Annotated in this window: 24 protein-coding genes; 14 read left to right on the top strand and 10 right to left on the bottom strand. The window is 53.9% G+C overall.

The window, feature by feature from the left end; translation table 11 throughout:
• Positions 1-6: 6 nt before the first annotated feature.
• The gene (gene gpmM / locus LA337_22820; GenBank protein ID UBI15949.1) at positions 7-1,551 is read right to left on the bottom strand and encodes a 2,3-bisphosphoglycerate-independent phosphoglycerate mutase; all 1,545 of its coding nucleotides are present in this window, start codon (positions 1,549-1,551) and stop codon (positions 7-9) included.
• Between the two features lie 248 nt (positions 1,552-1,799).
• On the opposite strand from gpmM, the gene LA337_22815 reads away from it, so the two are divergent.
• From LA337_22815 to cysE, 5 genes are all read left to right on the top strand, one after another.
• Positions 1,800-2,231 carry a rhodanese-like domain-containing protein gene (locus tag LA337_22815; GenBank protein UBI15948.1) on the top strand — a complete coding sequence of 144 codons (432 nt, stop codon included), beginning with the start codon at positions 1,800-1,802 and terminating at the stop codon, positions 2,229-2,231.
• A 51-nt stretch (positions 2,232-2,282) separates the two neighbouring features.
• Positions 2,283-2,534, top strand: a complete 252-nt coding sequence (grxC, locus tag LA337_22810) for a glutaredoxin 3 (protein UBI15947.1) — start codon at positions 2,283-2,285, stop codon at positions 2,532-2,534.
• Positions 2,535-2,580: 46 nt separating this feature from the next.
• Positions 2,581-3,048, top strand: a complete 468-nt coding sequence (gene secB / locus LA337_22805; protein ID UBI15946.1) for a protein-export chaperone SecB — start codon at positions 2,581-2,583, stop codon at positions 3,046-3,048.
• On the top strand, positions 3,048-4,067 hold the full coding sequence (gpsA, locus tag LA337_22800; protein ID UBI15945.1) for an NAD(P)H-dependent glycerol-3-phosphate dehydrogenase: 1,020 nt from the start codon (positions 3,048-3,050) through the stop codon (positions 4,065-4,067). Before secB ends, gpsA begins: the two co-directional genes overlap by 1 nt.
• 77 nt (positions 4,068-4,144) lie before the next feature.
• Entirely contained in the window at positions 4,145-4,966 is an 822-nt protein-coding gene (cysE, locus tag LA337_22795) for a serine O-acetyltransferase (GenBank protein ID UBI15944.1), read from the top strand.
• 93 nt (positions 4,967-5,059) lie between these two features.
• Here cysE and trmL read toward each other — a convergent pair whose 3' ends face one another.
• The 6 genes from trmL to LA337_22765 form a co-directional block, all read right to left on the bottom strand.
• Positions 5,060-5,533, bottom strand: coding sequence for a tRNA (uridine(34)/cytosine(34)/5-carboxymethylaminomethyluridine(34)-2'-O)-methyltransferase TrmL (gene trmL / locus LA337_22790; protein ID UBI15943.1), 474 nt, complete (start codon positions 5,531-5,533; stop codon positions 5,060-5,062).
• A 46-nt stretch (positions 5,534-5,579) separates the two neighbouring features.
• Positions 5,580-6,920 (bottom strand): aromatic acid/H+ symport family MFS transporter, encoded by a 1,341-nt coding sequence (locus LA337_22785; GenBank protein ID UBI15942.1) that lies wholly within the window; start codon positions 6,918-6,920, stop codon positions 5,580-5,582.
• A gap of 197 nt (positions 6,921-7,117) precedes the next feature.
• The gene (gene lldD, locus LA337_22780) at positions 7,118-8,308 is read right to left on the bottom strand and encodes an FMN-dependent L-lactate dehydrogenase LldD (GenBank protein ID UBI15941.1); all 1,191 of its coding nucleotides are present in this window, start codon (positions 8,306-8,308) and stop codon (positions 7,118-7,120) included.
• Positions 8,305-9,081, bottom strand: a complete 777-nt coding sequence (lldR, locus tag LA337_22775; GenBank protein ID UBI15940.1) for a transcriptional regulator LldR — start codon at positions 9,079-9,081, stop codon at positions 8,305-8,307. The genes lldD and lldR overlap by 4 nt, the downstream gene beginning before the upstream one ends.
• Complete coding sequence (lldP, locus tag LA337_22770; GenBank protein UBI15939.1) at positions 9,078-10,733, bottom strand: L-lactate permease; 1,656 nt, start codon at positions 10,731-10,733, stop codon at positions 9,078-9,080. The genes lldR and lldP overlap by 4 nt, the downstream gene beginning before the upstream one ends.
• A 262-nt stretch (positions 10,734-10,995) precedes the next feature.
• The gene (locus tag LA337_22765) at positions 10,996-11,358 is read right to left on the bottom strand and encodes a YibL family ribosome-associated protein (protein UBI15938.1); all 363 of its coding nucleotides are present in this window, start codon (positions 11,356-11,358) and stop codon (positions 10,996-10,998) included.
• Between the two features lie 292 nt (positions 11,359-11,650).
• Between LA337_22765 and LA337_22760 the strand changes: the two genes are divergently transcribed.
• Positions 11,651-11,857 carry a hypothetical protein gene (locus LA337_22760; protein ID UBI15937.1) on the top strand — a complete coding sequence of 69 codons (207 nt, stop codon included), beginning with the start codon at positions 11,651-11,653 and terminating at the stop codon, positions 11,855-11,857.
• Between the two features lie 12 nt (positions 11,858-11,869).
• On the opposite strand, the gene mtlR is transcribed toward LA337_22760, so the two are convergent.
• The 3 genes from mtlR to mtlA form a co-directional block, all read right to left on the bottom strand.
• Positions 11,870-12,460: a mannitol operon repressor MtlR gene (mtlR, locus tag LA337_22755; protein UBI15936.1), complete on the bottom strand. Its 591-nt coding sequence runs from the start codon at positions 12,458-12,460 to the stop codon at positions 11,870-11,872.
• Positions 12,457-13,605, bottom strand: coding sequence for a mannitol-1-phosphate 5-dehydrogenase (gene mtlD / locus LA337_22750; GenBank protein ID UBI15935.1), 1,149 nt, complete (start codon positions 13,603-13,605; stop codon positions 12,457-12,459). Before mtlD ends, mtlR begins: the two co-directional genes overlap by 4 nt.
• Positions 13,606-13,835: 230 nt before the next feature.
• A complete protein-coding gene (mtlA, locus tag LA337_22745) occupies positions 13,836-15,752 on the bottom strand; it encodes a PTS mannitol transporter subunit IICBA (GenBank protein ID UBI15934.1) in 1,917 nt (638 codons plus the stop codon).
• A gap of 530 nt (positions 15,753-16,282) precedes the next feature.
• On the opposite strand from mtlA, the gene LA337_22740 reads away from it, so the two are divergent.
• The 8 genes from LA337_22740 to LA337_22705 all read left to right on the top strand — a co-directional run bounded on the left by LA337_22740 (position 16,283) and on the right by LA337_22705 (position 25,471).
• A complete protein-coding gene (locus LA337_22740) occupies positions 16,283-16,645 on the top strand; it encodes a DUF3302 domain-containing protein (GenBank protein ID UBI15933.1) in 363 nt (120 codons plus the stop codon).
• Between the two features lie 2 nt (positions 16,646-16,647).
• Positions 16,648-17,784: an HlyD family secretion protein gene (locus tag LA337_22735; protein UBI15932.1), complete on the top strand. Its 1,137-nt coding sequence runs from the start codon at positions 16,648-16,650 to the stop codon at positions 17,782-17,784.
• A 70-nt stretch (positions 17,785-17,854) separates the two neighbouring features.
• The gene (locus LA337_22730) at positions 17,855-18,463 is read left to right on the top strand and encodes a glutathione S-transferase (GenBank protein ID UBI15931.1); all 609 of its coding nucleotides are present in this window, start codon (positions 17,855-17,857) and stop codon (positions 18,461-18,463) included.
• Positions 18,464-18,688: 225 nt separating this feature from the next.
• Positions 18,689-20,080, top strand: coding sequence for an L-seryl-tRNA(Sec) selenium transferase (gene selA, locus LA337_22725; GenBank protein UBI15930.1), 1,392 nt, complete (start codon positions 18,689-18,691; stop codon positions 20,078-20,080).
• Complete coding sequence (gene selB, locus LA337_22720) at positions 20,077-21,921, top strand: selenocysteine-specific translation elongation factor (GenBank protein ID UBI15929.1); 1,845 nt, start codon at positions 20,077-20,079, stop codon at positions 21,919-21,921. The genes selA and selB overlap by 4 nt, the downstream gene beginning before the upstream one ends.
• Before the next feature lie 189 nt (positions 21,922-22,110).
• The gene (gene yiaY, locus LA337_22715) at positions 22,111-23,262 is read left to right on the top strand and encodes an L-threonine dehydrogenase (GenBank protein UBI15928.1); all 1,152 of its coding nucleotides are present in this window, start codon (positions 22,111-22,113) and stop codon (positions 23,260-23,262) included.
• A gap of 92 nt (positions 23,263-23,354) precedes the next feature.
• The gene (gene aldB, locus LA337_22710; protein ID UBI15927.1) at positions 23,355-24,893 is read left to right on the top strand and encodes an aldehyde dehydrogenase AldB; all 1,539 of its coding nucleotides are present in this window, start codon (positions 23,355-23,357) and stop codon (positions 24,891-24,893) included.
• Between the two features lie 254 nt (positions 24,894-25,147).
• Entirely contained in the window at positions 25,148-25,471 is a 324-nt protein-coding gene (locus LA337_22705; protein UBI15926.1) for a DUF3302 domain-containing protein, read from the top strand.
• The last annotated feature ends 4 nt before the right edge of the window (positions 25,472-25,475 follow it).

Genomic DNA, 25,475 nt, shown 5'->3' with positions numbered 1-25,475 from the left:
GAGGGATTATTCCACGATGAACAGCGGCTTACCAGTCATCTCTTGCGGGATTTCCATACCCATCAGCGTCAGCATCGTCGGGGCGATATCAGAAAGTTTGCCGCCTTCGACTGCTTTGACGTTTTTACCACCGACATAAATCAACGGAACGGGCAGGTTGGTGTGCGCTGTATGTGCCTGACCGGTGGACGGATCGCGCATTTGCTCTGCGTTACCGTGGTCCGCGGTGATCAGCAACTGGCCGCCAACGGATTCAACCGCTTTAGTCACCTGCTCAACGCAATGATCCAGCGCTTCAACCGCTTTAACCGCTGCTTCCATCACCCCGGTGTGGCCAACCATGTCGCCGTTCGGGTAGTTACAAATGATGGTGTCGTATTTTCCGCTCTCAATCGCAGCAACCAGTTTTTCGGTCAGCTCTGCAGAGCTCATTTCCGGCTGCAGATCGTAGGTCGCGACTTTCGGCGAGTTGATCAGGATGCGGTCTTCGCCTTTGAACGGTTCTTCTACGCCGCCGTTGAAGAAGAAGGTCACGTGCGCATATTTTTCGGTTTCGGAAATACGCAGCTGCGTTTTGTCGTTCTTCGCCATCCACTCGCCAAGGGTATTGGCCAGAGACGCTGGTGGGTAAGCTACCGCAGTTTTGATGTCGGCCGCGTATTCGGTCAGCATCACAAAGTTGAGGTTAACGACTTTCTTACGGGCGAAGCCGTCGAAGTCAGCGTTAACAAACGCACGGGTAATTTCACGCGCACGGTCAGCACGGAAGTTCATGAAAATCAGCGTATCGCCGTCTTCCATGGCGGCTTCAGCCTGGCCTTCAGCACGGATCACGGTCGCTTTCACGAATTCGTCGTTTTCGTCGCGGGCATAAGCAGCCTGCAGGCCTTCAACCGCCGTAGCGAACTGGAACTCGCCTTTTGCCAGCGTCATCAGGTCATAAGCCTGTTCAACGCGATCCCAACGGTTGTCGCGGTCCATAGCGTAGTAACGACCAATGATGGACGCTACGCGGCCTTTGCCCAACGCGGCAAATTTCTCTTCGAATTTCTGCAGGGAATGTTCAGCGCTGCGCGGCGGGGTGTCACGGCCATCAAGGAAAGCGTGCAGATAGATTTTCTCAGCGCCACGTTCAGCGGCCATTTCTACCATCGCCATGATGTGATCTTCGTGGCTGTGAACGCCGCCAGCAGAGAGCAGACCCATGATGTGTACCGCTTTGCCGCTATTTTTTGCCTGGTCGACCGCATTGGTCAGCACCGGGTTAGCGAAGAAAGTACGCTCTTTAATTTCAACATCCAGACGGGTCAGGTCCTGATACACGATGCGGCCAGCGCCCAGGTTGACGTGGCCCACTTCGGAGTTGCCCATCTGGCGATCGGGCAGGCCGACTTCCAGACCAGACGCATCAATCAGGGTATGCGGACGTTTTGCCCACAGGGCATCCATTACCGGGGTTTTGGCATTAAAGATGGCGTTATCCTGGCTGTCTTCACGATAACCGTAGCCATCCAGAATCACCAGTACCATAGGTTTTTTAGAAACCGACATTGCGACAACCTCACACTTAATAGATAAAAAATAATTGCGTAATTTTACTACAGCTGAATCGATAAAGTAGCCCCAGAAGATCAAATAATCGACCAGAGCGCGCCGCAGAGGGCGCGGATTTACGTTTTTTTTTCCGTAGCGCCCCGCAAAAATGCAATCCAATGCACGCTCTGGCTGTATTTGCGCCAACGCGCAGGTATACTCCTTTCCTGGTTTTTTAATCACTGAGTCGGGAGTTGTTACCCCCCATGCAAGAAATTATGCAATTTGTTAGTCGCCACCCTGTCTTGAGTATCGCCTGGATTGCGTTACTGGCGGCTGTATTATTTACCACGTTTAAGAGCCTGACTTCGAAAGTGAAGGTGATTACGCGCGGAGAAGCTACACGTCTTATCAATAAAGAAGATGCGGTGATTGTGGATTTACGTCAGCGCGACGACTTCCGTAAAGGTCATATCGCAGGCTCCACTAACCTGCTGCCGAGCGAAATCAAAGCCAATAATTTTGGCGAGCTGGAAAAACACAAAAACAAACCTGTTATTGTGGTTGATGGCTCAGGCATGCAATGCCAGGATTCAGCAACTGCGCTGATTAAAGCCGGTTTTGAGCAGGTATCTGTACTGAAAGACGGCGTAGCGGGCTGGAGTGGTGAGAACCTGCCACTGGTTCGCGGCAAGTAATTTACCCGTCTTCTTTCATACCGCAGGGTAAAAGAACACTGGAGATAAGTCATGGCCAATATTGAGATCTATACCAAAGCAACCTGCCCGTTTTGCCATCGCGCAAAGGCGCTGTTGAATAGCAAGGGTGTGAGTTTCCAGGAACTTCCGATTGACGGCGATGCCGTGAAGCGCGAAGAGATGATCAAGCGCAGTGGCCGTACTACGGTTCCGCAGATTTTTATTGATGCACAGCACATTGGTGGTTGTGACGACTTGTATGCGTTGGATGCGCGTGGTGGACTGGATCCACTGCTGCGTTAAGGCGTACCGAAGTATTTAAAGGACAACACTAAAGGGTTTTCTCAACATGTCAGAACAAAATAACACTGAAATGGCTTTCCAGATCCAACGTATCTATACCAAGGATGTGTCTTTCGAAGCGCCAAATGCACCGCATGTTTTCCAGAAAGATTGGCAGCCAGAGGTTAAACTTGATCTTGATACCGCATCTACCCAACTGGCAGATGATGTGTATGAAGTAGTGCTGCGTGTCACCGTAACGGCTTCTCTGGGCGAAGAAACTGCGTTCCTGTGCGAAGTTCAGCAGGGCGGTATTTTTTCCATCAGTGGTATTGAAGGGACTCAGATGGCGCATTGCCTTGGCGCATACTGCCCGAACATTCTGTTCCCGTATGCCCGCGAATGCATCACCAGCCTGGTTTCACGCGGTACATTCCCGCAACTGAACCTTGCGCCGGTCAACTTTGATGCGCTGTTCATGAACTATTTACAGCAGCAGGCTGGCGAAGGTACTGAAGAACATCAGGATGCCTGATGAACCAAAGTAATGCTTCAATGACTGTGATTGGTGCCGGCTCGTACGGCACCGCTCTTGCCATTACTCTGGCAAGAAATGGCCATCAGGTCGTCCTGTGGGGCCATGATCCGAAACATATCGCGACCCTCGAGCACGATCGCTGCAACGTCGCGTTCCTCCCTGATGTGCCTTTTCCCGAAACGCTGCGCCTGGAAAGTGACTTAGCTACTGCGCTGGCCGCCAGTCGTAATATTCTGGTGGTAGTGCCGAGCCACGTTTTTGGCGAAGTGCTGCGTAACATCAAACCGCTGATGCGCCCTGACGCGCGGCTGGTCTGGGCGACAAAAGGTCTGGAAGCGGAAACGGGACGCCTGCTGCAGGACGTCGCGCGTGAAGCGTTAGGTGATTCTATTCCACTGGCGGTTATCTCCGGTCCGACGTTCGCGAAAGAGCTGGCGGCGGGCATGCCGACGGCGATATCTCTGGCCTCAACGGATGATACTTTTGCTGACGATCTCCAGCAGTTGCTGCACTGCGGCAAAAGCTTCCGTGTGTACAGCAACCCGGATTTCATTGGCGTTCAACTGGGCGGCGCGGTGAAAAACGTCATTGCGATTGGCGCGGGGATGTCTGACGGCATTGGTTTCGGCGCCAATGCGCGAACCGCATTGATCACCCGTGGTCTGACCGAAATGTCTCGTCTTGGAGCGGCGCTGGGTGCCGATCCTGCCACCTTTATGGGGATGGCGGGTTTGGGCGATCTGGTGCTGACCTGTACCGACAACCAGTCGCGTAACCGTCGTTTTGGCATGATGCTCGGCCAGGGGATGGATGTGCAGGGCGCGCAGGACAAGATTGGTCAGGTGGTTGAAGGCTACCGCAATACGAAAGAAGTTCGTGAATTGGCGCACCGTTTTGGTGTTGAGATGCCAATAACCGAGGAAATTTATCAAGTATTGTATTGCGGAAAAAACGCGCGCGAGGCAGCATTGACGTTATTAGGCCGTGCACGCAAGGACGAGCTGAGTCGCCACTAGCTGTAAGGAACTGTTGAATATAACGACCCGACCCGCGAAGAACGGGTCGGTCGTTTTGCTACCTTCTGGAGTACGCAATGCCGTGTGAAGAACTGGATATCGTCTGGAAAAACATTAAAGCGGAAGCCCGGGCACTGGCGGAATGTGAGCCAATGCTGGCCAGTTTTTACCACGCAACGCTGCTCAAGCATGAAAATCTCGGCAGTGCGCTAAGCTATATGCTGGCGAATAAACTCGCCTCTCCGATCATGCCTGCCATTGCGATTCGCGAAGTCGTGGAAGAGGCCTACGCCGCCGATCCTGAAATGATTGCCTCAGCGGCCTGTGATATTCAGGCGGTACGTACGCGTGACCCGGCTGTCGATAAATATTCCACCCCACTTCTGTACCTGAAGGGTTTTCATGCGCTTCAGGCCTACCGTATTGGTCACTGGCTGTGGCATCAGGGGCGTCAGGCACTGGCGATCTTCCTGCAAAATCAGGTGTCCGTTAGCTTCCAGGTAGATATTCACCCGGCGGCAAAAATTGGCCGTGGGATCATGCTCGATCACGCCACCGGTATTGTGGTGGGTGAAACCGCCGTGATTGAAAACGACGTCTCTATTTTGCAATCCGTTACGCTCGGCGGGACCGGTAAAGCCGGCGGCGATCGTCATCCGAAAATTCGTGAAGGGGTGATGATTGGCGCAGGAGCAAAAATTCTTGGCAACATTGAAGTCGGACGCGGCGCGAAGATTGGCGCAGGTTCCGTGGTTTTACAGCCGGTCCCTCCGCACACTACCGCGGCAGGCGTTCCGGCACGCATCGTTGGTAAGCCAGACAGCGATAAGCCGTCCATGGATATGGATCAGCATTTCAATGGGATTCATCATACTTTCGAATACGGCGATGGCATCTGATTTCGAGCCATGCCCGGTGGCACTGCGTTTACCGGGCCTACGTGGTATTTGTAGGCCGGATAAGGTGTAGCCGCCATCCGGCATTTAATTCTTTTACGACCGTAATACCGCGCCGGGATAACCTAACTGGCGCCAGGCCTCATACACCACCACCGACACCGCATTTGACAGGTTCATGCTGCGACTGTCCGGCATCATCGGAATACGAATTTTTTGTTCGGCAGGCAGCGCATCGAGGATGCTGGCTGGCAGGCCGCGGGTTTCCGGGCCAAACATCAGATAATCTCCGTCCTGATAGCTTACCGCGCTATGCGCTGGCGTACCTTTGGTGGTCAGGGCAAACAGACGCTGCGGGTTTTGTGCGGCGACGAAGGCGGCGTAATCAGGGTGGCGAAGCACGGCGGTAAATTCATGGTAATCCAGCCCCGCGCGACGCAGGCGCTTATCGTCCCAGGTAAAGCCCATTGGCTCAATAATATGCAGACGAAAGCCGGTGTTGGCGCAAAGACGGATAATATTGCCGGTATTTGGCGGGATTTCTGGTTCGAATAAAACGATGTTAAGCATACTGCCCCCTTAATAACGGGGGGCAGAATAGCAGAAAGAGCCGGTACTATGCGACGGTCAGCGCGTGCGGTTTATAGCGTTGCAGCTTGTAAATCGTCGCGGCAGCGGCGACCAAAGCCGGAAGGCTGAGGAACATTAAGATACTGTCTGCCTGCCATTGCAGGGAAAGCAACTGGGCGCTCATCATCGTTCCGGCTACGCCGCCGAAGCGGCCCACGCCCTGCATCCAGGCAATGCCCGTTGCGCGGCAGTGGGTTGGATAAAACGTTGCAGCCAGCGTCTGTAGCCCGGACTGCGCGCCGTTCATGGTAATCCCCATCAGGAAGATCAGTGCGCCGAACAGGATGATGTGGTTATGTTCAAACCCGAGAGCGAGGGCAAACAGCATCGTCAGCATAAAGCCGAGTGACACCACTTTATGCGCTTCCCAACGGTCCATTAACCAACCGGCCAGCAGGATCCCTGCGGTACCGCCGAAGGTAAACAGTGACGTCAGCCAGGCGGATTCAGCCAGCGGATAGCCCATGCCCAGCATCAGCGTTGGCATCCAGCTCAGCAGCACGTAATAGATAACCAGCCCCATAAAGTAGGTCGTCCAGAGCATCAGCGTGCCCGGCAGCCAGGGCATACTGAATAGTTGCGCCACGCTGCCTTTTTTGATCGTGACGCGGTCTTCATCCAGATAAAACTGAGTAACCTGTTCCAGATTTCCCGACATAAAACGTTGAGCAATGCGTTTAACCTGTGCCACCCCTTTACCGCGGTGAACCAGATACTTCACCGACTCCGGCAGGAACAGCACCAACAGTACGGTGAGGGCCAGCGGGGCGATCGCACCGGCAAGCAGAACACTGTGCCAGCCGTAATTGGGAATAAGCCAGGAGGAGATTACGCCGCCGCCCGCAGCGCCTAACGGAAAGCCGCAGTACATGGTGTTAATCGCCATTGAACGACAGCGTTTCGGGGCGAATTCTGACACCAGGGTGATGGCGTTGGGCATTGCCGCGCCAAGTCCAAGTCCAGTGAGAAAACGCCAAAATGTGAGCATATTCAGGGTCTGGGCATAGGCGGTTCCCAGACTGGCGAGGCCAAAGAACAGACAGGAAAAGACCAGGACACGCTTACGGCCCATACGATCGGAAATCGGTCCGGCGAGCAGGGCGCCAAATGACAGGCCTAATAGCGCGGCGCTTAACACCGGTCCGAGATCTTGCTTCTTGATGCCCCAGTCGGCTGAGAGCGTGGGAGCAATATAACCCATCGCCGCGGTATCGAAGCCGTCAATGGCTAAAACCAGAAATCCCAGGACAATAATGACCCAATGGAAGCGCGAAAAAGGACTGTCATCTATCGCCTGCTGGATATTCACTTTACCGGAATAAGCCATGTCACCCTCGCCCGTTATGATGGTTGTTATCTGTATAAATCGCTCTTGTATTAGCTTGTATATACATTTGGCAGGTGGATAAAAAGTTGTCAAATATATTGGTTGTAAATGTTAACTGGTCGTTATTTTTGCATAAAAAATGGCCGGACTGAGAACAGGCCGACCATGCAGAAAACGCGATTTTACGGGGGAGAGTGTTACGCAGCGCTACCCTGGACCAGAGGTGCCAGCGCGGCAGGCAGGCTCTTACCCAGCTCCTGTACCAGCGAATCGCGGCTGATTTCGCTAATCGACTTCGCACCGGTCAGGGTCATTGCCACTTTCATCTCTTTCTCGATCAGATTCAGTAGATTCGCCACCCCGGCCTGGCCGTGGGTCGCCAGCGCGTACAGATAGGCCCGTCCCAGCAGCACGCTATCCGCGCCCAGCGCAATCATGCGCACAACGTCCAGACCGTTGCGGATCCCGCTATCGGCCAGAATGGTGATATCGCCCTTCACCGCATCGGCAATGGCGGGCAGCGCGCGAGCAGAAGACAGCACACCATCTAACTGGCGGCCACCATGGTTAGAAACGACAATGCCATCCGCGCCGAAACGGACTGCATCACGAGCATCTTCCGGATCGAGGATCCCTTTGATCACCATCGGGCCGTCCCAGAATTCACGGATCCACTCGAGGTCTTTCCAGGAAATCGACGGATCGAAATTATTCGCCAACCAGCCGATGTAATCCTCAAGGCCGGTGGGTTTGCCAAGATAGGTCGAGATATTGCCTAAATCATGCGGGCGACCGTTCAGGCCAACGTCCCATGCCCACTGTGGATGAGTGGCTGCCTGCCAGTAGCGACGCAGCGCGGCGTTGGGACCACTCATACCGGAATGGGCGTCACGGTAACGTGCGCCGGGCGTAGGCATATCGACGGTAAAGACCAGCGTGGAGCAACCCGCTGCTTTGGCGCGCTCCAGGGCGTTACGCATAAAGCCGCGATCGCGCAGGACATACAGCTGGAACCACATCGGACGCTTGATGGTCGGGGCGACTTCTTCAATAGGACATACGGAGACCGTGGAAAGCGTAAACGGAATGCCTTTAGCGTCAGCGGCGGCGGCGGCCTGAACTTCCCCCCGGCGTGCGTACATGCCGCACAGTCCGACAGGCGCGAGGGCCACCGGCATGGAAAGCGTTTCGTTGAACAGCTTTGTTTCCAGGCTCAGGTCGGACATATTCTTCAACACGCGCTGGCGCAGCGCCACTTCCGACAGGTCTGCCACGTTACGGCGCAAGGTGTGCTCGGCATACGCCCCACCGTCAATATAATGGAACAAGAAAGGGGGTAGGATGCGCTGGGCTGCGGCGCGATAGTCGCTGGCTGCTGAAATAATCATGTGTTGTTCTCCCTGCTATTTTCACCAGAGTCACCGGGCAGGCGGGTGATACGCGCCTGGCGGGCCTGATCTTCATCAAATCGTTTAATCGTGGTGTGGACAAAACTAAGGTGCGCCATCATGGCCTTACGCGCCCCGTCGGCATCGCCGGCGACAATGGCGTCCAGCACTGCCTGATGCTGCGCCGTCAGTTGTGAAAATACGGGGGGCACGAGGTACATACGTTGGCGGCTCTGTTTAACCGAAGACTGCAATACGTCGAAGAAACCGCGCATGGTCTGCAACAGCACCACGTTGTGCGAGGCCTCCGCAATGGCGAGATGAAAGCGCACGTCAGCCTGTGAGGCGAGATCCGGATCTTCGCTTTGCGTGGCGTCGAAACAGAGCCTGATTTTCTCTTTGTCGGCGGCGGTGGCCCGCATCGCTGCGTGCCAGGCGGTGCTGGCTTCAATGGCGTGGCGGGCTTCCAGAATATCGAAGCTGTAGTCGGGATCGTCCGCCAGCAGGCTCTTCAGCGGCTGAACGATGTTTTGTTCAGACCAGGCCTCATGCTGCCAGCGGATAAACGTCCCGCCGCCACGACGGCTAATCAGTACGCCTTCGCTCACCAGCTTTGCTAACGCCTCACGCAGCGAGTTGCGCGAGACGCCGAGCTGTACGGCCAGCTGACGCTCAGCGGGCAACTTCATGCCCGCCTCCAGCTGTTGTTCTTCAATCAGCGCCCGCACACGAGATGCGACTTCGTCTGACAGGCGTCTGGGCATCACTATCATGGAATCATCCAGGTTAAGACATAGGCCTGCAGCGTGGTGATCACACCCACCATGCAGGTGAAAATCAGGCTGTGCTTCACGGTAAAGCGGAACAGGTCAGATTCTTTCCCCACTAATCCCACTGCCGCACAGGCAATAGCGATAGATTGTGGAGAGATCATCTTGCCGGTCACGCCGCCGGTGGTATTTGCCGCCACCATCAGTACGTCTGATACGCCGATTTGCTGAGCGGCCGTGGCCTGCAGGGCGGCAAACAGTGCGTTTGATGAGGTGTCGGACCCGGTCAGGAATACCCCCAGCCAGCCGAGGAACGGCGAGAAGAAGGTAAACGCGCTGCCGGTGTGCGCCAGGGCCAATGCCAGGGTTGATGAAAGACCTGAGTAGTTAGAGATAAACGCGAACGCCAGCACCATGCCGATGGAGTAAATAGGCAGCGCCAGATCTTTCAGCGTGCTGCCAAAGGTTTGCAGCGCAGCAGACGGCTTCATCTTCAACCAGACGATAGACAGCAGGGCGGCAAACAGGATCGCGGTACCGGTCGCAGAGAACCAGTCAAATTTGTACACCGCCGCGTAGGCTGTGGCTTCGTGTACGACCGGCGGCATACGGGCAACCAGCTTGTCGAGGAACGGGACTGGAATATTGACCACCCAGTGGTACATCGCGCCGCCGGGCGCAAACAGCGCTTTAAACGGCGGTATGCTCCACAGCGTGACGGTGGCGGTCAGGAACAGGAACGGAGACCAGGCGCGTACCACTTGTCCTGCGGTGTAGCGGGTGCGCGACAGGTCCATATCGACCTGCGAAGCGCCCATATCGCCAAAGCGGAAGATGCGTACTGGCTGCCAGCGTTTCAGGAACAGCGTCAGGCAGACCAGCGAAACCAGAGAAGAGATGATGTCTGGCAGCTCCGGTCCGATAAAGTTAGAGCTGAGGTACTGCGCGATAGCAAACGAGCCTCCAGCGACCATCACCGCAGGCCAGGTCTCTTTTACGCCGCGCCAGCCATCCATAATCGCCATAATCCAGAACAGCACGATAATGGTCAGGAACGGCAACTGACGGCCCACCATCTGGCCAATCTCGAAGCTGTCCAGTCCGGTCACCTGACCGGCAACCAGAATCGGAATGCCCATTGCGCCAAAAGCGACCGGCGCAGTATTTACGATCAAGCACAAACCTGCCGCGTACAGTGGGTTAAAGCCGAGGCCTACCAGCAGCGCGGCGGTAATCGCTACCGGAGCGCCAAAGCCTGCTGCTCCTTCGAGGAAGGCACCAAAGGAGAAACCGACAATCAGCATTTGCAGACGCTGGTCCGGGGTAATCGAGAGTATCGATGAGCGGATGATGTCGAACTGTCCGGTTTTCACCGAGATTTTATAGACGAATACCGCGGCGATAATGATCCAGGCAATCGGCCACAAACCATAGAAGAAGCCGTAGACCACGGAAGCCAGAGCGTGATCGACCGGCATTTTGTAAAACAGCAGGGCGACCGACAAAGCAATCACCACCGTCCATGATGCCGCAACATAGCCTTTCAGCTTGAGCTTAATCAGGGCGAAGAAAAAGAACAGGATAGGGAGCGATGCGATCAAACTGGAAAGCCAGATGTTACCGGCCGGGTCGTAGTTCTGTTGCCAGAGATTCATTGCAGGTCTCCTGGGGGCCGCCGACATAATGGAATGAGTCTGTGCTCATCTCCAGGTCACATTATGTGTAAAAGTGGCCCTGCCAATATTGTTGTGTAGGGGTAATGACAATGAATGGTTAATCAAATGTTATCTATTGGCAACGGTATTGTACGCGCATTTTAATGAAATGTGAGGTGCTGGTAGGATCTGACTGAAATTGGTAGGGCCAATTGCGAGGTGAAATGAAGGACCGGGCAAGCGGATGTTGCCCGGTGGGAGATTAGAACTCGCTCTTCGCGAAGCCCGTCATCTCTTTCAGGCCCATTTCACGGCCAAGCTCGGTCATCGGGTGAACGACAATCAGGCCGCGCACGCTCTTCTTCAGCTTGCCCATATCCGCCTGCTCTTTTTTGGTGATGGCGCGACGGAAAGGGAGTTTCGTCAGCTTTTGCGCTTCTTTGCTCAGCTTCTGGCCATGGACTTCACGCAGACGCGCAATCTCGGTTTCCAGAGTTTCTTTCTCTTGTTCCAGCTCGGCATATTTGTCGGCGGCTTCAACCAGAGACAGGTCAGCCTGCTGGTGGCGGATAGCGTCCAGACGATCGCTCAGGCGTTTAATTTCGTTTTTTTCGACTTCTTTCATAGGATAGCTTCTGATAAAAATAGGATGAATATCCTATAGTATGCGCGCAGAGCGGGATTATTCACAACTAATCGAAGATAAATAATCAAATGCCGCAAGTATTATTCAGCTAATGAAAATACTACCATTTTGATTAATAAGGAATTTTAAGCGATAAGATCGGCCATGGCGCTTTTTATTGGCGGGTTCATAATGAAGCACGTTTTCCTCAATGTAATTGCCCAACCGATCCTAAACTTAAATGATCAACCGCGCAGGCTGAGCGTGGTTAATACATGGAGGAGGGAAGATTATGGCGAAAATAGGTGAGAACGTTTCGGTCCTTATTGATAAGACGGTCGATTTTATGGCTTCAAGCCAGGCTTTTCGCGAGTATCTGAATAAAACACCACCGCGCAACGTTGTCCCTTCTGAAATACCGCAGGAGAATGCGCAGCTGTATCTGCAACGTCTGGCGTACTATCGGCAGCTTTATCGACCGCAGCAGGAAGAGAAGTAAGCCTGCAGGATCTTATTTTTGAAAGGCTTTTTTTAAGCTGATTTTAGAAATCAGCTCGGTCAGGGAAAGTACCATCGTGGAGCGCACCATCTGCTGGTAGCGCTGGATCTGCATCGCGTGCAGACCTGAGTCTGAGGTATCAAACTGCGGTGGCGGCGGGAGTGCCGTCACGCAGTGGAGTTCGCCAAACGGACCAAGAATTTCGTCGTCGGTGAACGCATATTCATTGCCGTCATGGTTTAACTCTTCCCGCAGCGCCATCAGAAGCTCCGCGTCTTCATACTCCGGCCGGCTGAGTACGCCCAGACCGTAGATGAGCTTCAGGCGAACGGAAAGATCGCCCAGCGGACCATCGCCGTCAAGCAGCGGTTCTACAGCATATTTCACCGCATAGTCGTCTTTGCGAAATACCTGAAGCACAAGAATATTCACCGCCTCGGTGAGCAGTTCTACGGCGGTGATGAGGAAGCTGCGTACGGTTTTGCCAGCATTCAGACGCTCAAGCACACGATTTTCAAAGGCCTGCGTTTGTTCCATTATTGCCTGCATATCTGACAATCTGTCATTTGGGCGCAGGCTGACCTGCGCCACATTCTCTATCATTTGGTCGCGTTATATGCGTTAACCGCCTCCGCCACCACATCACTGTTGGCATCCAGGCCGGAGATCTGCGCCAGCGCGGCCTGTGGACCTTTTTCGTCAATCAGCGCGGCCAGTTCCTGTGCCTGCGGATCCTCCTCACTGCGATAGTGCATTGCAGCGGCAATACCGGTGACCAGATTGGCGTGCGGCAGAGCATACTCCAGCGTGCCCAGCAGCGGTTTAATCAGACGATCGCCCGCGCTCAGCTTACGCAGCGGCTGACGACCCACGCGCTCAACGTCATCTTTCAGATACGGGTTTTCAAAGCGACCGAGGATTTTCTGAATGTATGCCGCATGTTTTGCTGCATCAAAGCCATAGCGTTTGATCAGTACCGCGCCGCTCTCTTCCATCGCACCTTTTACCACTGCGCGGATTTTCTCGTCGAGAATCGCGTCACGGATGGTCTGATGACCGGTCAATTTTCCGAGGTACGCGGTTATAGCATGCCCGGTGTTCAGCGTGAAGAGTTTACGTTCGACAAATGCCATCAGGTTATCAGTTAATTCCATTCCCGGGATGTTCGGCAATTCGCCTTTAAACTGCGTTTTGTCGACAATCCACTCACTGAAGGTTTCAACGGTAACTTCCAGCGGGTCATTGGTCGCAGAGGCTGAAGGAGGAACAATACGGTCCACGGCGGAATCGACGAAGCCAACATGTTCTTCAACCCAGGCTTTGTCTTCATCTGCCAGCGCGTTCATTACATGGCCTTTCAACTGGGTCGTTCCGCGCACCATGTTTTCACAGGCGATGATATTTTGCGGAGTAGCTATGCCCTGTGCCTTGCGTTTAACCAGCCCTTTGGCGATGGCCGGAGCGATGCGCTCAAGCACGACCGGACCGACGGCGGTAGTGACTAAATCTACATGGGCAATCAGGTCGACGACATCATCGCCGATGCTGCTCACGGCGTTGACGCCGGAGACGGTATCAACCTGCTCGTTTTCACCCACCACATGAACCTGATAGCTATGACGGGCATTCAGGGCATCGAGCACGACCTGGTTTACATCCGCGAACGTCAGCTGTATCCCCGCGTCCGCCAGCAATTTGCCGATAAAGCCACGACCGATATTACCTGCGCCAAAATGTAATGCTTTCATAGTATTAACCTTCATTAATGTTTTTACCCAAGAGGGCTGGGGTGAGGGACTGTATAGATTTCCCCTCAACCTAACCCTCTCCACAAGGGAGAGGATATCGCCTTCATATTTCGAACTGCAGATGCGTTGGCTCTCCTCGCTCACCCCAGTCACGTACTTATGTACGCTCCTGGGGATTCACTGCGTTGCCGCCTTCCTGCAGCTCGAACTATTTTGGAGATACTTAAGCGTTAAGCTTTTTTACCCGCCAGCAATTCCAGAACTTCATCCACGCTGGTGGTATGGGCCAGACGTTCGATCACAGATTCATCATCCAGAGCGTTGGTCAGGCTGGTAATCACCTGGATGTGCTCGTTGTTACGTGCTGCGATACCAATAACCAGGCGGGCAATATCGTCTTCTTCTTCACCGAAGCGAACGCCTTCCGGGTATTGGCAGAACACCACACCGGTTTTCAGCACGCGGTCTTTGGCTTCAACCGTACCGTGCGGTACTGCGATGGACTCGCCGAGGTAAGTCGGGGTCAGTTTTTCACGGTCCAGCATCGCCTCAACGTATTCTGGCTCAACGTAACCACCTTTCACCAGTTGCTCGCCGGCAAAGCGAATCGCTTCTTCTTTGTTAGTGGCTTTACGGCCAAGGAAGATATTCTCCGCACCCAGCTTGAACAGGTGGGTATCACCCTCTTCAAAGCTGTCTTTCAGGTGATCGCGGACTTTCACTTCATTCACGTTGTGGCGCTGTGCCGCAACCAGACGTTCGGTCAGGCTGGAGTACAGACCGCTGTCGAGGAAGTTGGTCAGCGAAATGTGCTGTGCCTGAGGCACCTGGCGCATCGCACGTTCGGTCAGGTCACGGTGGGTAATGACCAGATCCACATCCGGCGGCAGATTGTTAATCGCGCTGTTGGTGACAGAAATCTGAGACAGACCGGCATCCTGCACTTTCTTACGCAGTACGCCCGCACCCATGGCGCTGGAACCCATACCGGCATCGCAGGCAACGATGATTTTACGCACATGGCTCAGGTCGTTAGTCACGTCGCCAGCCGCCAGCGGAGATGCGCCTTTAGATTCCGCTTTCATGTCGTGCATACGACGTGTGGCAGCATCAATGTCATCATCTTCTTTCACTTTGCTGGTTTTCAGCAGAATGGCTGAGACTACAAAGGAGACCGCCATTGCTGCACAGATAGCGGCGATGTTAGCGAAGTAAGCCCCCTTCGGCGTCATTGCCAGCACGGCCAGGATAGAACCCGGAGAGGCCGGAGAAACCAGACCGCCGTTCAGGATAGTCAGGGTAAATACGCCAGTCATACCGCCGAGGATAACGGCCAGGATCAGACGTGGGTTCATCAGCACGTACGGGAAGTAAATTTCGTGGATACCACCCAGGAAGTGAATGATTGCCGCGCCGCCCGCAGACTGCTTAGCGCTGCCGCGACCGAAGAACATGTATGCCAGCAGGACGCCCATACCCGGACCCGGGTTAGCTTCAATCAGGAAGAAGATGGATTTGCCCATCTCATGGGATTGCTGAATACCCAGCGGTGAGAAAATACCGTGGTTGATGGCGTTATTGAGGAACAGGATTTTCGCCGGTTCAACGAAGATAGACGCCAGCGGCAGCATGTCATGGACAACCATGAAGTTAACGCCTGCCGCCAGGATTTTGGACAGTGCTTCAACCAATGGGCCAATGCCAAGGAATGCCAGAATGGCGAGGATCATCCCGATGATGCCTGCGGAGAAGTTATTCACCAGCATCTCAAAACCGGACTTGATCTTACCGTCTACCCAGTTGTCGAAATGTTTGATAGCCCAGCCGCCCAGCGGACCTGCGATCATCGCGCCGAGGAACATTGGCATATCAGCACCGACGATAACGCCCATGGTGGTGATAGCACCAACCACGCCGCCACGCTCGCCGCCAACCAGCTTACCACCGGTATAACCGATCAGTAGCGGCAGCAGATAGGTGATCATTGGGCCGACAAGCTTCGCCAGCGTTTCGTTCGGCAACCACCCTGTCGGAATGAATAATGCGGTGATAATACCCCACGCGATAAACGCGCCGATATTTGGCATCACCATGTTGCTGAGGAATCGACCAAAGCTTTGCACCTTGATCTTAATATCGGATGACATAAAAACACCCCTTCTTATGTTTGCTATCGCGCAGGCTGAAAGCCCGAGGTTTGTTAATGTAGCGGCAGGAGGTAGCCGGACCCTGTAGATACTGCGAAATCTGGCACTGAATCGTTCAACTGTCCAGTCGACGCCCTTTTGTGTGACTTCCGTCACGTAAATATAGGGTGTGGGGCGCTAGTTAATGTGACCTTAATCACAAAATACCAGTACAAAAAAACATCACTGGATCCGAATTCGCCAAAAACGAGGGGTAAATGTGAACTGATTCACATTTTTGCTTTTGCTGTTTGTTGAATCTTTGTGATGTAGATCGCAAAGTATTTTTATCTGCATTTGCCCGGATGTGATCTACAGCAGGTTCTACCCCCGACATTTTTATTGCAAAAGAAAGCAACTTCTCACCAGAAAAAATATTTTTTTTGTGGTGTGGCGAAAACCCCAAACTGCAGTTATGTTCAAAACATCAGCCTGGGTGCATACGGCTGCCGGCATAAAAAAACTCTAATTAGCGTGAATTCGAGGCAGGTATGTTTCTTAATTATTTCGCGTTGGGCGTGCTGATCTTCGTATTTCTGGTGCTGTTTTATGGAATCATCGCCATCCACGATATCCCATATAACATGGCTAAGAAGCGCAACCATCCTCATGCCGATGCCATCCACACGGCGGGATGGGTGAGTCTTTTTACATTGCATGTTATTTGGCCATTCCTGTGGATTTGGGCGACGCTCTACCAGCCTGAGCGTGGCTGGGGCATGCAGTCACACATCACGTCGACTGGAAAGGATCCAGACCCCGAGATTGCTGCGCTGGCAGCGCGCATCAGCCAGTTGGAAAAAAGACTGGATGGGGAGAATAAAACCGATAACTCCACCTTTCCGGAGATTTAATCATGGATCTGTTGATTGTCCTGACCTACGTGGCATTCGCCTGGGCCATTTTTAAAATATTCCGTATTCCGGTCAACCAATGGACGCTTGCAACCGCTGCATTAGGCGGCGTGTTTATTGTGGCGGGACTCATTTTATTAATGAACTATAACCACCCGTATACCTTTACGGCGCAAAAAGCGGTTATTTCAATTCCTGTTACCCCGCAGGTCACGGGAATTGTTAGTGAGGTGACAGATAAAAATAATCAACTGATTAAAAAAGGCGAGGTGTTATTTAAACTCGATCCTGTGCGTTATCAGGCGCGGGTTGACAGACTTCAGGCAGACCTGGTGACCGCGACGCATAATATCGACAATCTGAAAGCACAGCTGTCGGAAGCGGTCGCTAATACCACCCGCGTGTCTGCGGAACGTGACCGCCTGTATAAGGATTATCAACGCTATTTGAAGGGCAGCCAGGCGAGGGTAAACCCATTCTCTGAAAGCGATATCGACAACGCCCGGCAAAACTATCTGGCCCAGGATGCGCTGGTCAAAGGATCGGTTGCGGAACAGACACAGATTCAAAGCCAGTTAGACAGTATGGTCAACGGGGAGCAATCTCAGGTTGCGTCTCTGCGCGCTCAGCTCGCTGAAGCCAAATACAATCTTGAGCAGACTATCGTCCGTGCCCCCAGCAACGGCTATGTTACGCAGGTGCTTATTCGTCCTGGGACCTACGCTGCCGCGCTGCCTCTGCGCCCGGTGATGGTGTTTATTCCGGAACAGAAACGACAAATCGTGGCGCAATTCCGCCAGAACTCGCTGTTGCGCCTGAAACCGGGCGATGAAGCGGAAGTGGTGTTTAATGCGCTACCAGGTCAGGTTTTCTCCGCTAAGTTGACCTCCATTCTGCCGGTTGTGCCGGGCGGTTCTTATCAGGCCCAGGGGGCATTACAATCCTTAACGGTGGTGCCGGGTACCGATGGGGTGCTGGCCACGATTGAACTGGATCCTAATGCCGATGTAGATGCGTTGCCGGACGGTATCTATGCCCAGGTGGCGGTCTATTCTGACCATTTCGCCCACGTGTCGGTGATGCGTAAAGTGTTGCTGCGCATGACCAGTTGGATGCATTACCTTTATTTGGATCATTGAGATCGTCATCACCTGCCATTTACGGCGACCTGAGCCATACTGATATTTTTGTTGGCAAAAAGGACCCGGCATGAAACTCATCGGCAGCTATACCAGCCCTTTTGTGCGTAAAATTTCTATTCTGTTACTGGAAAAGGGCATCACCTTCGAATTTGTGAATGAACTCCCCTATAACGCGGATAGCGGCGTGGCGCGCTATAACCCGCTAGGAAAAGTGCCCGCGCTGGTCACCGATGAGGGCGAGTACTGGTTTGACTCCCCGATCATTGCGGAATATATCGAGCTGCTGGATATTGCGCCAGCTATGCTGCCGCGTGAACCGCTGGCGGCGCTGAAGGTACGCCAGTTGGAAGCGCTGGCAGACGGCATTATGGATGCGGGTTTAGTCTCGGTGCGTGAGCAGGCTCGCCCCGCCGCGCAGCAGTCAGAAACGGAACTGTTACGCCAGCGGGAAAAGATTACCCGTAGTCTGGATATGCTGGAGGGCTATCTGACGGACGGTACGCTGAAAACGGATACGGTTAACCTGGCAACCATTGCGATTGCCTGCGCTGTCGGCTATCTCAATTTCCGTCGGGTCGCGCCCGGCTGGTGTGTTGATCGCCCGCGCCTGGTCAAACTGGTGGAAACGCTCTTTCAACGCGAAAGTTTTGCCCGTACAGAACCGCCAAAGGCTTGATGCACATTTACACTTCATCCTTCAAGCTGCCTCTTTGTTGGCAGCGTTTCTTCGCCCCAGTTACGTACTATTCGTACGCTCCTGGGGACTCATTCTCTTGACGCCTCGATGCATCTTGAATGATTTTGTGTATGTATGTCCGCCTGAGCAAAGTCACGGTACAATCCTTCCTATATCGATATCCCTCTCCACGGTGGAGAGGGCCACCAACAGCCAGGCCCTTTCATGACAACCGACATGCGTTCACTCTACAGCCAGCTTCCCGCTATCGATCGTTTATTGCGCGATAGCGCCTTCCCAGCCTTACGTGAGTCTCACGGTCATACCCGAGTGGTTGACCTGCTGCGTCATATGCTCGACGAAGCCAGAGAAGCCATCCGCGACACGCACGCGCTCCCGGCATGGTGTGAGGACTGGGCGCAAGAAGCCAGCGCCCGGCTGGAACGAGAATCGCAAAGCGCGCTGCGTCCGGTGATTAACCTGACCGGCACGGTGCTGCACACCAACCTTGGTCGCGCGTCGCAGGCAGAAGAAGCGATCGAGGCGGTGGTGCAGGCGATGCGCACGCCGGTGACGCTGGAATACAGCCTGGATGATGCCGGGCGTGGACATCGGGATCGGGCCCTGGCGGATTTACTCTGCCGTCTGACGGGGGCGGAAGACGCCTGTATCGTTAATAACAATGCAGCAGCGGTTTTACTGATGTTGGCCGCCACGGCTAACGGCAAAGAGGTGGTCGTTTCACGCGGCGAACTGGTAGAAATTGGCGGCGCGTTTCGTATTCCGGACGTTATGTGCCAGGCCGGATGTATGCTGCGTGAAGTGGGTACCACCAACCGGACCCATGCGAAGGATTACCGTCAGGCGGTGAATGAAAACACCGGGCTGCTGATGAAGGTGCATACCAGTAATTACAGCATCGAAGGCTTTACGAAGTCGGTGGGTGAGGCTGAGCTGGCCGCTATTGGTAAGGAGCTGGATGTACCGGTGGTGGCGGATCTCGGCAGTGGCTCGCTGGTCGATCTCAGCCAGTATGGACTGCCGCAGGAGCCGATGCCGCAGCAACTGATTGCCGCTGGCGTCAGTCTGGTGAGCTTTTCTGGCGATAAATTACTGGGCGGGCCGCAGGCCGGGATCATCGTCGGTAAAAAAGAGATGATCGCTCGCTTACAGAGCCATCCGCTGAAACGTGCATTACGGGCTGATAAAATGACGTTGGCTGCGCTGGAAGCGACGCTGCGGCTTTATCTGCACCCGGAAGCATTGGCGACGAAGCTGCCGACGCTACGCCAGCTCACCCGTTCGCAAGAGGCTGTCCATGCGCAGGCCCAACAATTACAGGCACGGCTTGCTGAGCATTACGGCGACGAATTCGCCCTGAATGTGATGCCTTGCCTGTCGCAGATTGGCAGCGGCTCGCTACCTGTTGATAGGCTGCCCAGCGCGGCATTAACCTTTACCCCCCACGACGGGCGCGGTAGCCGCCTTGAAGCGCTGGCCGCTCGCTGGCGTACGTTGCCCGTGCCGATCATTGGGCGAATTTATGATGGTCGCATGTGGCTGGATCTGCGCTGCCTTGAAGACGAGACCCGGTTTATGGAGATGATGCTGAAATGATTATTGCAACCGCCGGACACGTTGACCACGGAAAAACAACGTTATTACAGGCGATTACCGGCGTGAATGCCGACCGTCTGCCGGAAGAAAAAAAGCGCGGCATGACCATCGATCTCGGCTATGCCTACTGGCCGCAGCCGGACGGACGGATACTGGGATTTATCGATGTTCCGGGACACGAAAAGTTTTTGTCCAACATGTTGGCAGGTGTCGGCGGGATTGACCACGCGCTGCTGGTGGTGGCGTGTGATGATGGCGTGATGGCGCAAACGCGTGAGCATTTGCAAATTTTGCAACTGACGGGTAATCCGCAGATCACCGTGGCGCTCACGAAAGCCGACCGCGTGGATGAGGATCGCATCAACGCGGTACGTGCCGAGGTGCACACCACGCTTGAGAATTATGGTTTCGCCGGTGCGGTTCTGTTCGTGACGGCCGCCAGTGAAGGTCGTGGGATTGAAGAACTGCGCGAGCATTTGCTGCAATTAACGTCGCGCGAGCATGCCTGCGATCGCAGCTTTCGCCTGGCGATTGACCGTGCCTTTACGGTCAAAGGCGCGGGGCTGGTGGTGACCGGGACGGCGCTTAGCGGTGAAGTGAATATCGGTGACACGCTGTGGCTCACGGGCGTCAACAAACCGATGCGCGTACGTAGCCTGCATGCGCAAAATCAGGCCACCGAACGCGCGCAGGCGGGGCAACGTATCGCGCTGAATATTGCCGGCGATGCGCAAAAAGAAGAACTTAACCGCGGCGACTGGCTACTTTCCGATGCGCCGCCGGAGGCTTTTACCCGCGTAATTGTTTCTTTAGAACATGCCGCGCCGCTGATGCAGTGGCAACCGCTGCATATTCACCACGCGGCCAGTCATGTAACCGGGCGAATCTCGCTGCTTGAAGGAACGCTGGCGGAACTGGTGTTTGATACACCGCTCTGGCTTGCTGATAACGACCGTCTGGTGCTGCGCGATATTTCTGCCCGCACGACGCTAGCAGGTGCGCGCGTGGTAACGCTCAATCCGCCGCGTCGCGGGAAACGTAAGCCGGAATATCTGCAGTGGCTGTCGGCGCTGGAAAAGGCGCAGAGTGACGGCGACGCCCTGGCGCTGCATCTGACGCGTGGGGCGGTGAATATTCCTGATTTCGCCTGGGCGCGCCAGCTCAACGGCAACGGGATGCGTCCGTTGATTGAGCAACATGGTTTTATTCAGGCGGGATACAGCCTGTTGAATGCTCCCGTTGCGGCGCGCTGGCAGCGAAAAGTCCTCGATACGCTGGCGACCTACCACGAACAGCACCGTGATGAGCCAGGGCCTGGACGCGAACGTCTGCGGCGTATGGCTTTGCCGATGGAAGACGAAGCGCTGGTCTTGCTGCTGATTGAAAAGATGCGCGAGAGTGGTGCCATCCATAGCCATCATGGCTGGCTGCATTTGCCGGATCACAAGGCGGGTTTCAGCGATGAGCAGCAGGCAATCTGGCTAAAAGCAGAACCGCTTTTTGGCGATGAGCCGTGGTGGGTACGCGATCTGGCAAAACAGACGGGTACGGATGAGCAGATGATGCGCGTGGCGTTACGACAAGCGGCACAGCAAGGCATTATTACCGCGATCGTTAAAGATCGCTATTACCGTAACGATCGGATTGTGGCCTTTGCCAATATGATCCGCGAGCTGGATCAGGAACGGGGATCGACCTGTGCGGCTGATTTCCGCGACAGGCTGAACGTTGGGCGCAAATTGGCTATTCAGATTCTGGAATATTTTGACCGCATTGGTTTTACGCGTCGCCGGGGAAATGATCATTTATTACGCGATGCGTTATTGTTTCCGGAAAAATAATGAAACAATTAATTCATGGTTTAAATGAATTAATACAAAATATATGTTGATTGAAATAAGCACATTAGATTCTAAGCCTAATGTGCTTTTTTATTTATGGTGTTATTAAAATAACCACCACGATCATATTTTGTTGAAAAATTCACACGTATGCTTCCTGGCTCTTCAGAATAAAATAAGGAACGTACAATGGCTGCTTCAACATTTTTTATTCCTTCCGTGAATGTAATTGGCGCTGATTCATTAAAAGACGCGATGAATACAATGGCGGAATATGGTTTTCGCCGTACGCTGATTGTCACAGATGCCATGCTGACGAAATTAGGTATGGCTGGCGAGATTCAAAAGGCATTACAGGAACGTGATATTTTCAGCGTCATTTACGACGGTACGCATCCTAATCCCACGACCAGTAACGTCGCTGCTGGCCTGCAAATGTTGAAAGAAAACCAATGTGATAGCGTTATTTCCCTCGGCGGTGGTTCTCCGCACGATTGTGCAAAAGGTATTGCGCTGGTGGCGGCTAACGGCGGCGATATTCGCGATTACGAAGGCGTGGATCGCTCAGCAAAACCTCAGTTGCCGATGATCGCCATTAACACCACCGCGGGCACGGCGTCGGAGATGACGCGTTTCTGCATTATTACCGATGAAGTACGCCACATTAAAATGGCGATTGTGGATAAGCATGTTACGCCGCTGCTGTCCGTTAATGACTCCTCGCTGATGGTCGGTATGCCGAAGTCTCTGACGGCGGCCACTGGTATGGATGCGCTGACCCACGCTATCGAAGCCTACGTTTCTATTGCTGCAACCCCAATTACCGATGCTTGCGCGCTGAAAGCGGTCACCATGATTGCGGAAAACCTGCCGGTCGCTGTTGAAGACGGCAGCAATGCTCAGGCACGCGAGGCTATGGCCTACGCGCAGTTCCTCGCAGGCATGGCCTTTAACAACGCTTCTCTGGGTTACGTGCACGCCATGGCGCACCAGTTGGGTGGTTTCTACGATCTGCCGCACGGTGTATGTAACGCGGTTTTGCTGCCGCATGTGCAGGTTTTCAATAGTAAAGTGGCTGCCGCTCGCCTGAGTGATTGCGCTAAGGCGATGGGCGTGGACGTTGCTGGCTTGAGCGCAGAGCAAGGGGCGGAAGCTTGCATCGCGGCGATCCGCGAACTGGCGCAGAAAGTGAATATTCCTGCCGGTCTGCGTGAGCTGAACGTGAAGGAAGAAGATATTGCCGTACTGGCGACCAATGCCCTGAAAGATGCCTGTGGTTTCACTAACCCGATTCAGGCGACTCATGAAGAAATTATGGCGATTTATCGCGCAGCCATGTAATTCGTGATACCTGTCGTAAAGCAGGAAATGGCTGGCGAATAATTCGCCAGCCCCGTCTACCCTTGTAGTACCCCTACAGCAAGGAGACGGTCATGACCAATAATCCCCCTTCAACGCGTATTTATCCCGGCGAATATGGTTACCCTCTGAAGTTAAAAGCCCGATACGATAACTTTATCGGTGGTGACTGGGTTGCACCGGTGGACGGCGAGTATTACCAAAACCTGACGCCGGTAACCGGGCAATTACTGTGCGAAGTGGCCTCTTCCGGCAAAAAGGATATCGATCTCGCCCTGGATGCCGCGCACAAGATAAAAGACAAGTGGGCGCAGACATCCGTGCAGGACAGGGCGGCGATTCTGTTCAAAATCGCCGATCGCATGGAGCAAAATCTCGAGCTGCTGGCGACGGCAGAAACCTGGGATAACGGTAAACCTATCCGCGAAACCAGCGCGGCAGACGTGCCGCTGGCGATTGACCATTTCCGCTATTTCGCTTCCTGTATTCGTGCGCAGGAAGGGGGAATCAGTGAGGTTGATAGCGAGACCGTGGCGTATCACTTCCATGAACCTCTTGGTGTGGTAGGGCAAATTATCCCGTGGAACTTCCCGCTACTGATGGCCAGTTGGAAGATGGCGCCCGCGCTGGCGGCGGGTAACTGCGTGGTGCTTAAACCTGCGCGTCTGACGCCGCTGTCCGTACTGCTGTTGATGGAAGTCATCGGCGATCTTCTCCCACCAGGCGTAGTGAACGTGGTAAACGGCGCGGGTGGAGAAATCGGTGAATATCTGGCGACATCTAAACGCATTGCGAAAGTGGCGTTTACCGGTTCAACGGAAGTCGGGCAGCAGATCATGCAGTACGCCACGCAGAATATTATCCCTGTCACGCTGGAGCTGGGTGGGAAATCTCCCAATATCTTCTTTGCAGACGTGATGGATGAAGAAGATGCGTTCTTTGACAAAGCGCTGGAAGGCTTTGCGTTGTTTGCCTTCAACCAGGGCGAAGTGTGTACCTGTCCAAGCCGTGCCCTGGTGCAGGAATCCATTTACGAACGTTTTATGGAAAGAGCGATTCGCCGGGTGGAAAGTATTCGTAGCGGCAACCCGTTAGACAGCGTGACGCAAATGGGCGCGCAGGTGTCGCATGGTCAACTGGAAACCATCCTGAATTACATCGATATTGGTAAGAAAGAAGGGGCAGATATTCTCACCGGCGGGCGGCGTAAGCAGCTGGATGGCGAGTTAAAAGAGGGTTACTACCTCGAACCGACCATTTTGTTTGGTAAGAATAATATGCGGGTTTTCCAGGAGGAGATCTTCGGACCGGTACTGGCCGTCACGACCTTCAAAACCATGGAAGAGGCGCTGGCAATCGCCAATGACACCCAATACGGTCTCGGTGCTGGCGTCTGGAGTCGTAACGGAAATCTGGCGTACAAGATGGGCCGCGGTATTCAGGCGGGGCGTGTATGGACCAACTGTTACCATGCTTACCCGGCGCATGCGGCGTTCGGCGGTTACAAGCAGTCGGGCATCGGGCGCGAGACGCATAAGATGATGCTCGAGCATTATCAGCAAACCAAATGCCTGCTGGTGAGTTACTCAGATAAACCGCTGGGGCTGTTCTAATATCCCGTCACTTACTGCCCGGACGCGTTTAGCGTACCGGGCATCCCCAGGATGCTTACTCAGGTAAGTGGCTGGGGTGAACGAACGCAGCCAACAAAGAAGCAGCTCGAAAGACGACGGGTATATATAGAAACCCATATATCGTTATATAAATAACACCATTGCATCCAATCTGGTCATTCCACTACTATTATCAACTCTATTGTTTAAATCAAACAGCAGCCGAATTTTTAATTTAAATCCCTGAGGCAAATATGTTCCTTGATTATTTTGCATTAGGAGTGCTTATTTTTGTATTCCTGGTCATTTTTTACGGGATTATTATTCTGCATGATATTCCCTATCTAATTGCAAAGAAACGTAACCATCCACATGCTGACGCAATACACGTCGCGGGCTGGGTTAGTTTGTTTACCTTACATGTTATTTGGCCCTTTTTGTGGATCTGGGCAACGCTTTATCGCCCCGAGCGCGGATGGGGCATGCAGAGCGCGGATCCTTCCCTGATCCAGCTTCAGGCACGGGTGGCCGATCTGGAAAAGAAACTGGGTGAGGCGAAGACCTCTCCGGCGGAGTAATATC

This window comes from Citrobacter europaeus, assembly GCA_020099315.1.
Lineage (GTDB): Bacteria > Pseudomonadota > Gammaproteobacteria > Enterobacterales > Enterobacteriaceae > Citrobacter > Citrobacter europaeus.
Note: the sequence above shows the minus strand (reverse complement) of the source record. Positions and strands in the feature narration are given on the sequence as shown.

Coding starts and splice junctions, on each gene's coding strand:
- LA337_22735 (UBI15932.1), top strand. CDS start 16,648: ATGGATCTGTTGATTGTCCTGACCTACGTGGCATTCGCCTGGGCCATT.
- cysE (UBI15944.1), top strand. CDS start 4,145: ATGCCGTGTGAAGAACTGGATATCGTCTGGAAAAACATTAAAGCGGAA.
- lldR (UBI15940.1), bottom strand. CDS start 9,081: ATGATAGTGATGCCCAGACGCCTGTCAGACGAAGTCGCATCTCGTGTG.
- grxC (UBI15947.1), top strand. CDS start 2,283: ATGGCCAATATTGAGATCTATACCAAAGCAACCTGCCCGTTTTGCCAT.
- LA337_22730 (UBI15931.1), top strand. CDS start 17,855: ATGAAACTCATCGGCAGCTATACCAGCCCTTTTGTGCGTAAAATTTCT.
- selB (UBI15929.1), top strand. CDS start 20,077: ATGATTATTGCAACCGCCGGACACGTTGACCACGGAAAAACAACGTTA.
- mtlR (UBI15936.1), bottom strand. CDS start 12,460: ATGATAGAGAATGTGGCGCAGGTCAGCCTGCGCCCAAATGACAGATTG.
- LA337_22785 (UBI15942.1), bottom strand. CDS start 6,920: ATGGCTTATTCCGGTAAAGTGAATATCCAGCAGGCGATAGATGACAGT.
- lldP (UBI15939.1), bottom strand. CDS start 10,733: ATGAATCTCTGGCAACAGAACTACGACCCGGCCGGTAACATCTGGCTT.
- LA337_22815 (UBI15948.1), top strand. CDS start 1,800: ATGCAAGAAATTATGCAATTTGTTAGTCGCCACCCTGTCTTGAGTATC.
- mtlD (UBI15935.1), bottom strand. CDS start 13,605: ATGAAAGCATTACATTTTGGCGCAGGTAATATCGGTCGTGGCTTTATC.
- aldB (UBI15927.1), top strand. CDS start 23,355: ATGACCAATAATCCCCCTTCAACGCGTATTTATCCCGGCGAATATGGT.
- mtlA (UBI15934.1), bottom strand. CDS start 15,752: ATGTCATCCGATATTAAGATCAAGGTGCAAAGCTTTGGTCGATTCCTC.
- gpsA (UBI15945.1), top strand. CDS start 3,048: ATGAACCAAAGTAATGCTTCAATGACTGTGATTGGTGCCGGCTCGTAC.
- selA (UBI15930.1), top strand. CDS start 18,689: ATGACAACCGACATGCGTTCACTCTACAGCCAGCTTCCCGCTATCGAT.
- LA337_22760 (UBI15937.1), top strand. CDS start 11,651: ATGGCGAAAATAGGTGAGAACGTTTCGGTCCTTATTGATAAGACGGTC.
- LA337_22765 (UBI15938.1), bottom strand. CDS start 11,358: ATGAAAGAAGTCGAAAAAAACGAAATTAAACGCCTGAGCGATCGTCTG.
- LA337_22705 (UBI15926.1), top strand. CDS start 25,148: ATGTTCCTTGATTATTTTGCATTAGGAGTGCTTATTTTTGTATTCCTG.
- gpmM (UBI15949.1), bottom strand. CDS start 1,551: ATGTCGGTTTCTAAAAAACCTATGGTACTGGTGATTCTGGATGGCTAC.
- LA337_22740 (UBI15933.1), top strand. CDS start 16,283: ATGTTTCTTAATTATTTCGCGTTGGGCGTGCTGATCTTCGTATTTCTG.
- secB (UBI15946.1), top strand. CDS start 2,581: ATGTCAGAACAAAATAACACTGAAATGGCTTTCCAGATCCAACGTATC.
- yiaY (UBI15928.1), top strand. CDS start 22,111: ATGGCTGCTTCAACATTTTTTATTCCTTCCGTGAATGTAATTGGCGCT.
- lldD (UBI15941.1), bottom strand. CDS start 8,308: ATGATTATTTCAGCAGCCAGCGACTATCGCGCCGCAGCCCAGCGCATC.
- trmL (UBI15943.1), bottom strand. CDS start 5,533: ATGCTTAACATCGTTTTATTCGAACCAGAAATCCCGCCAAATACCGGC.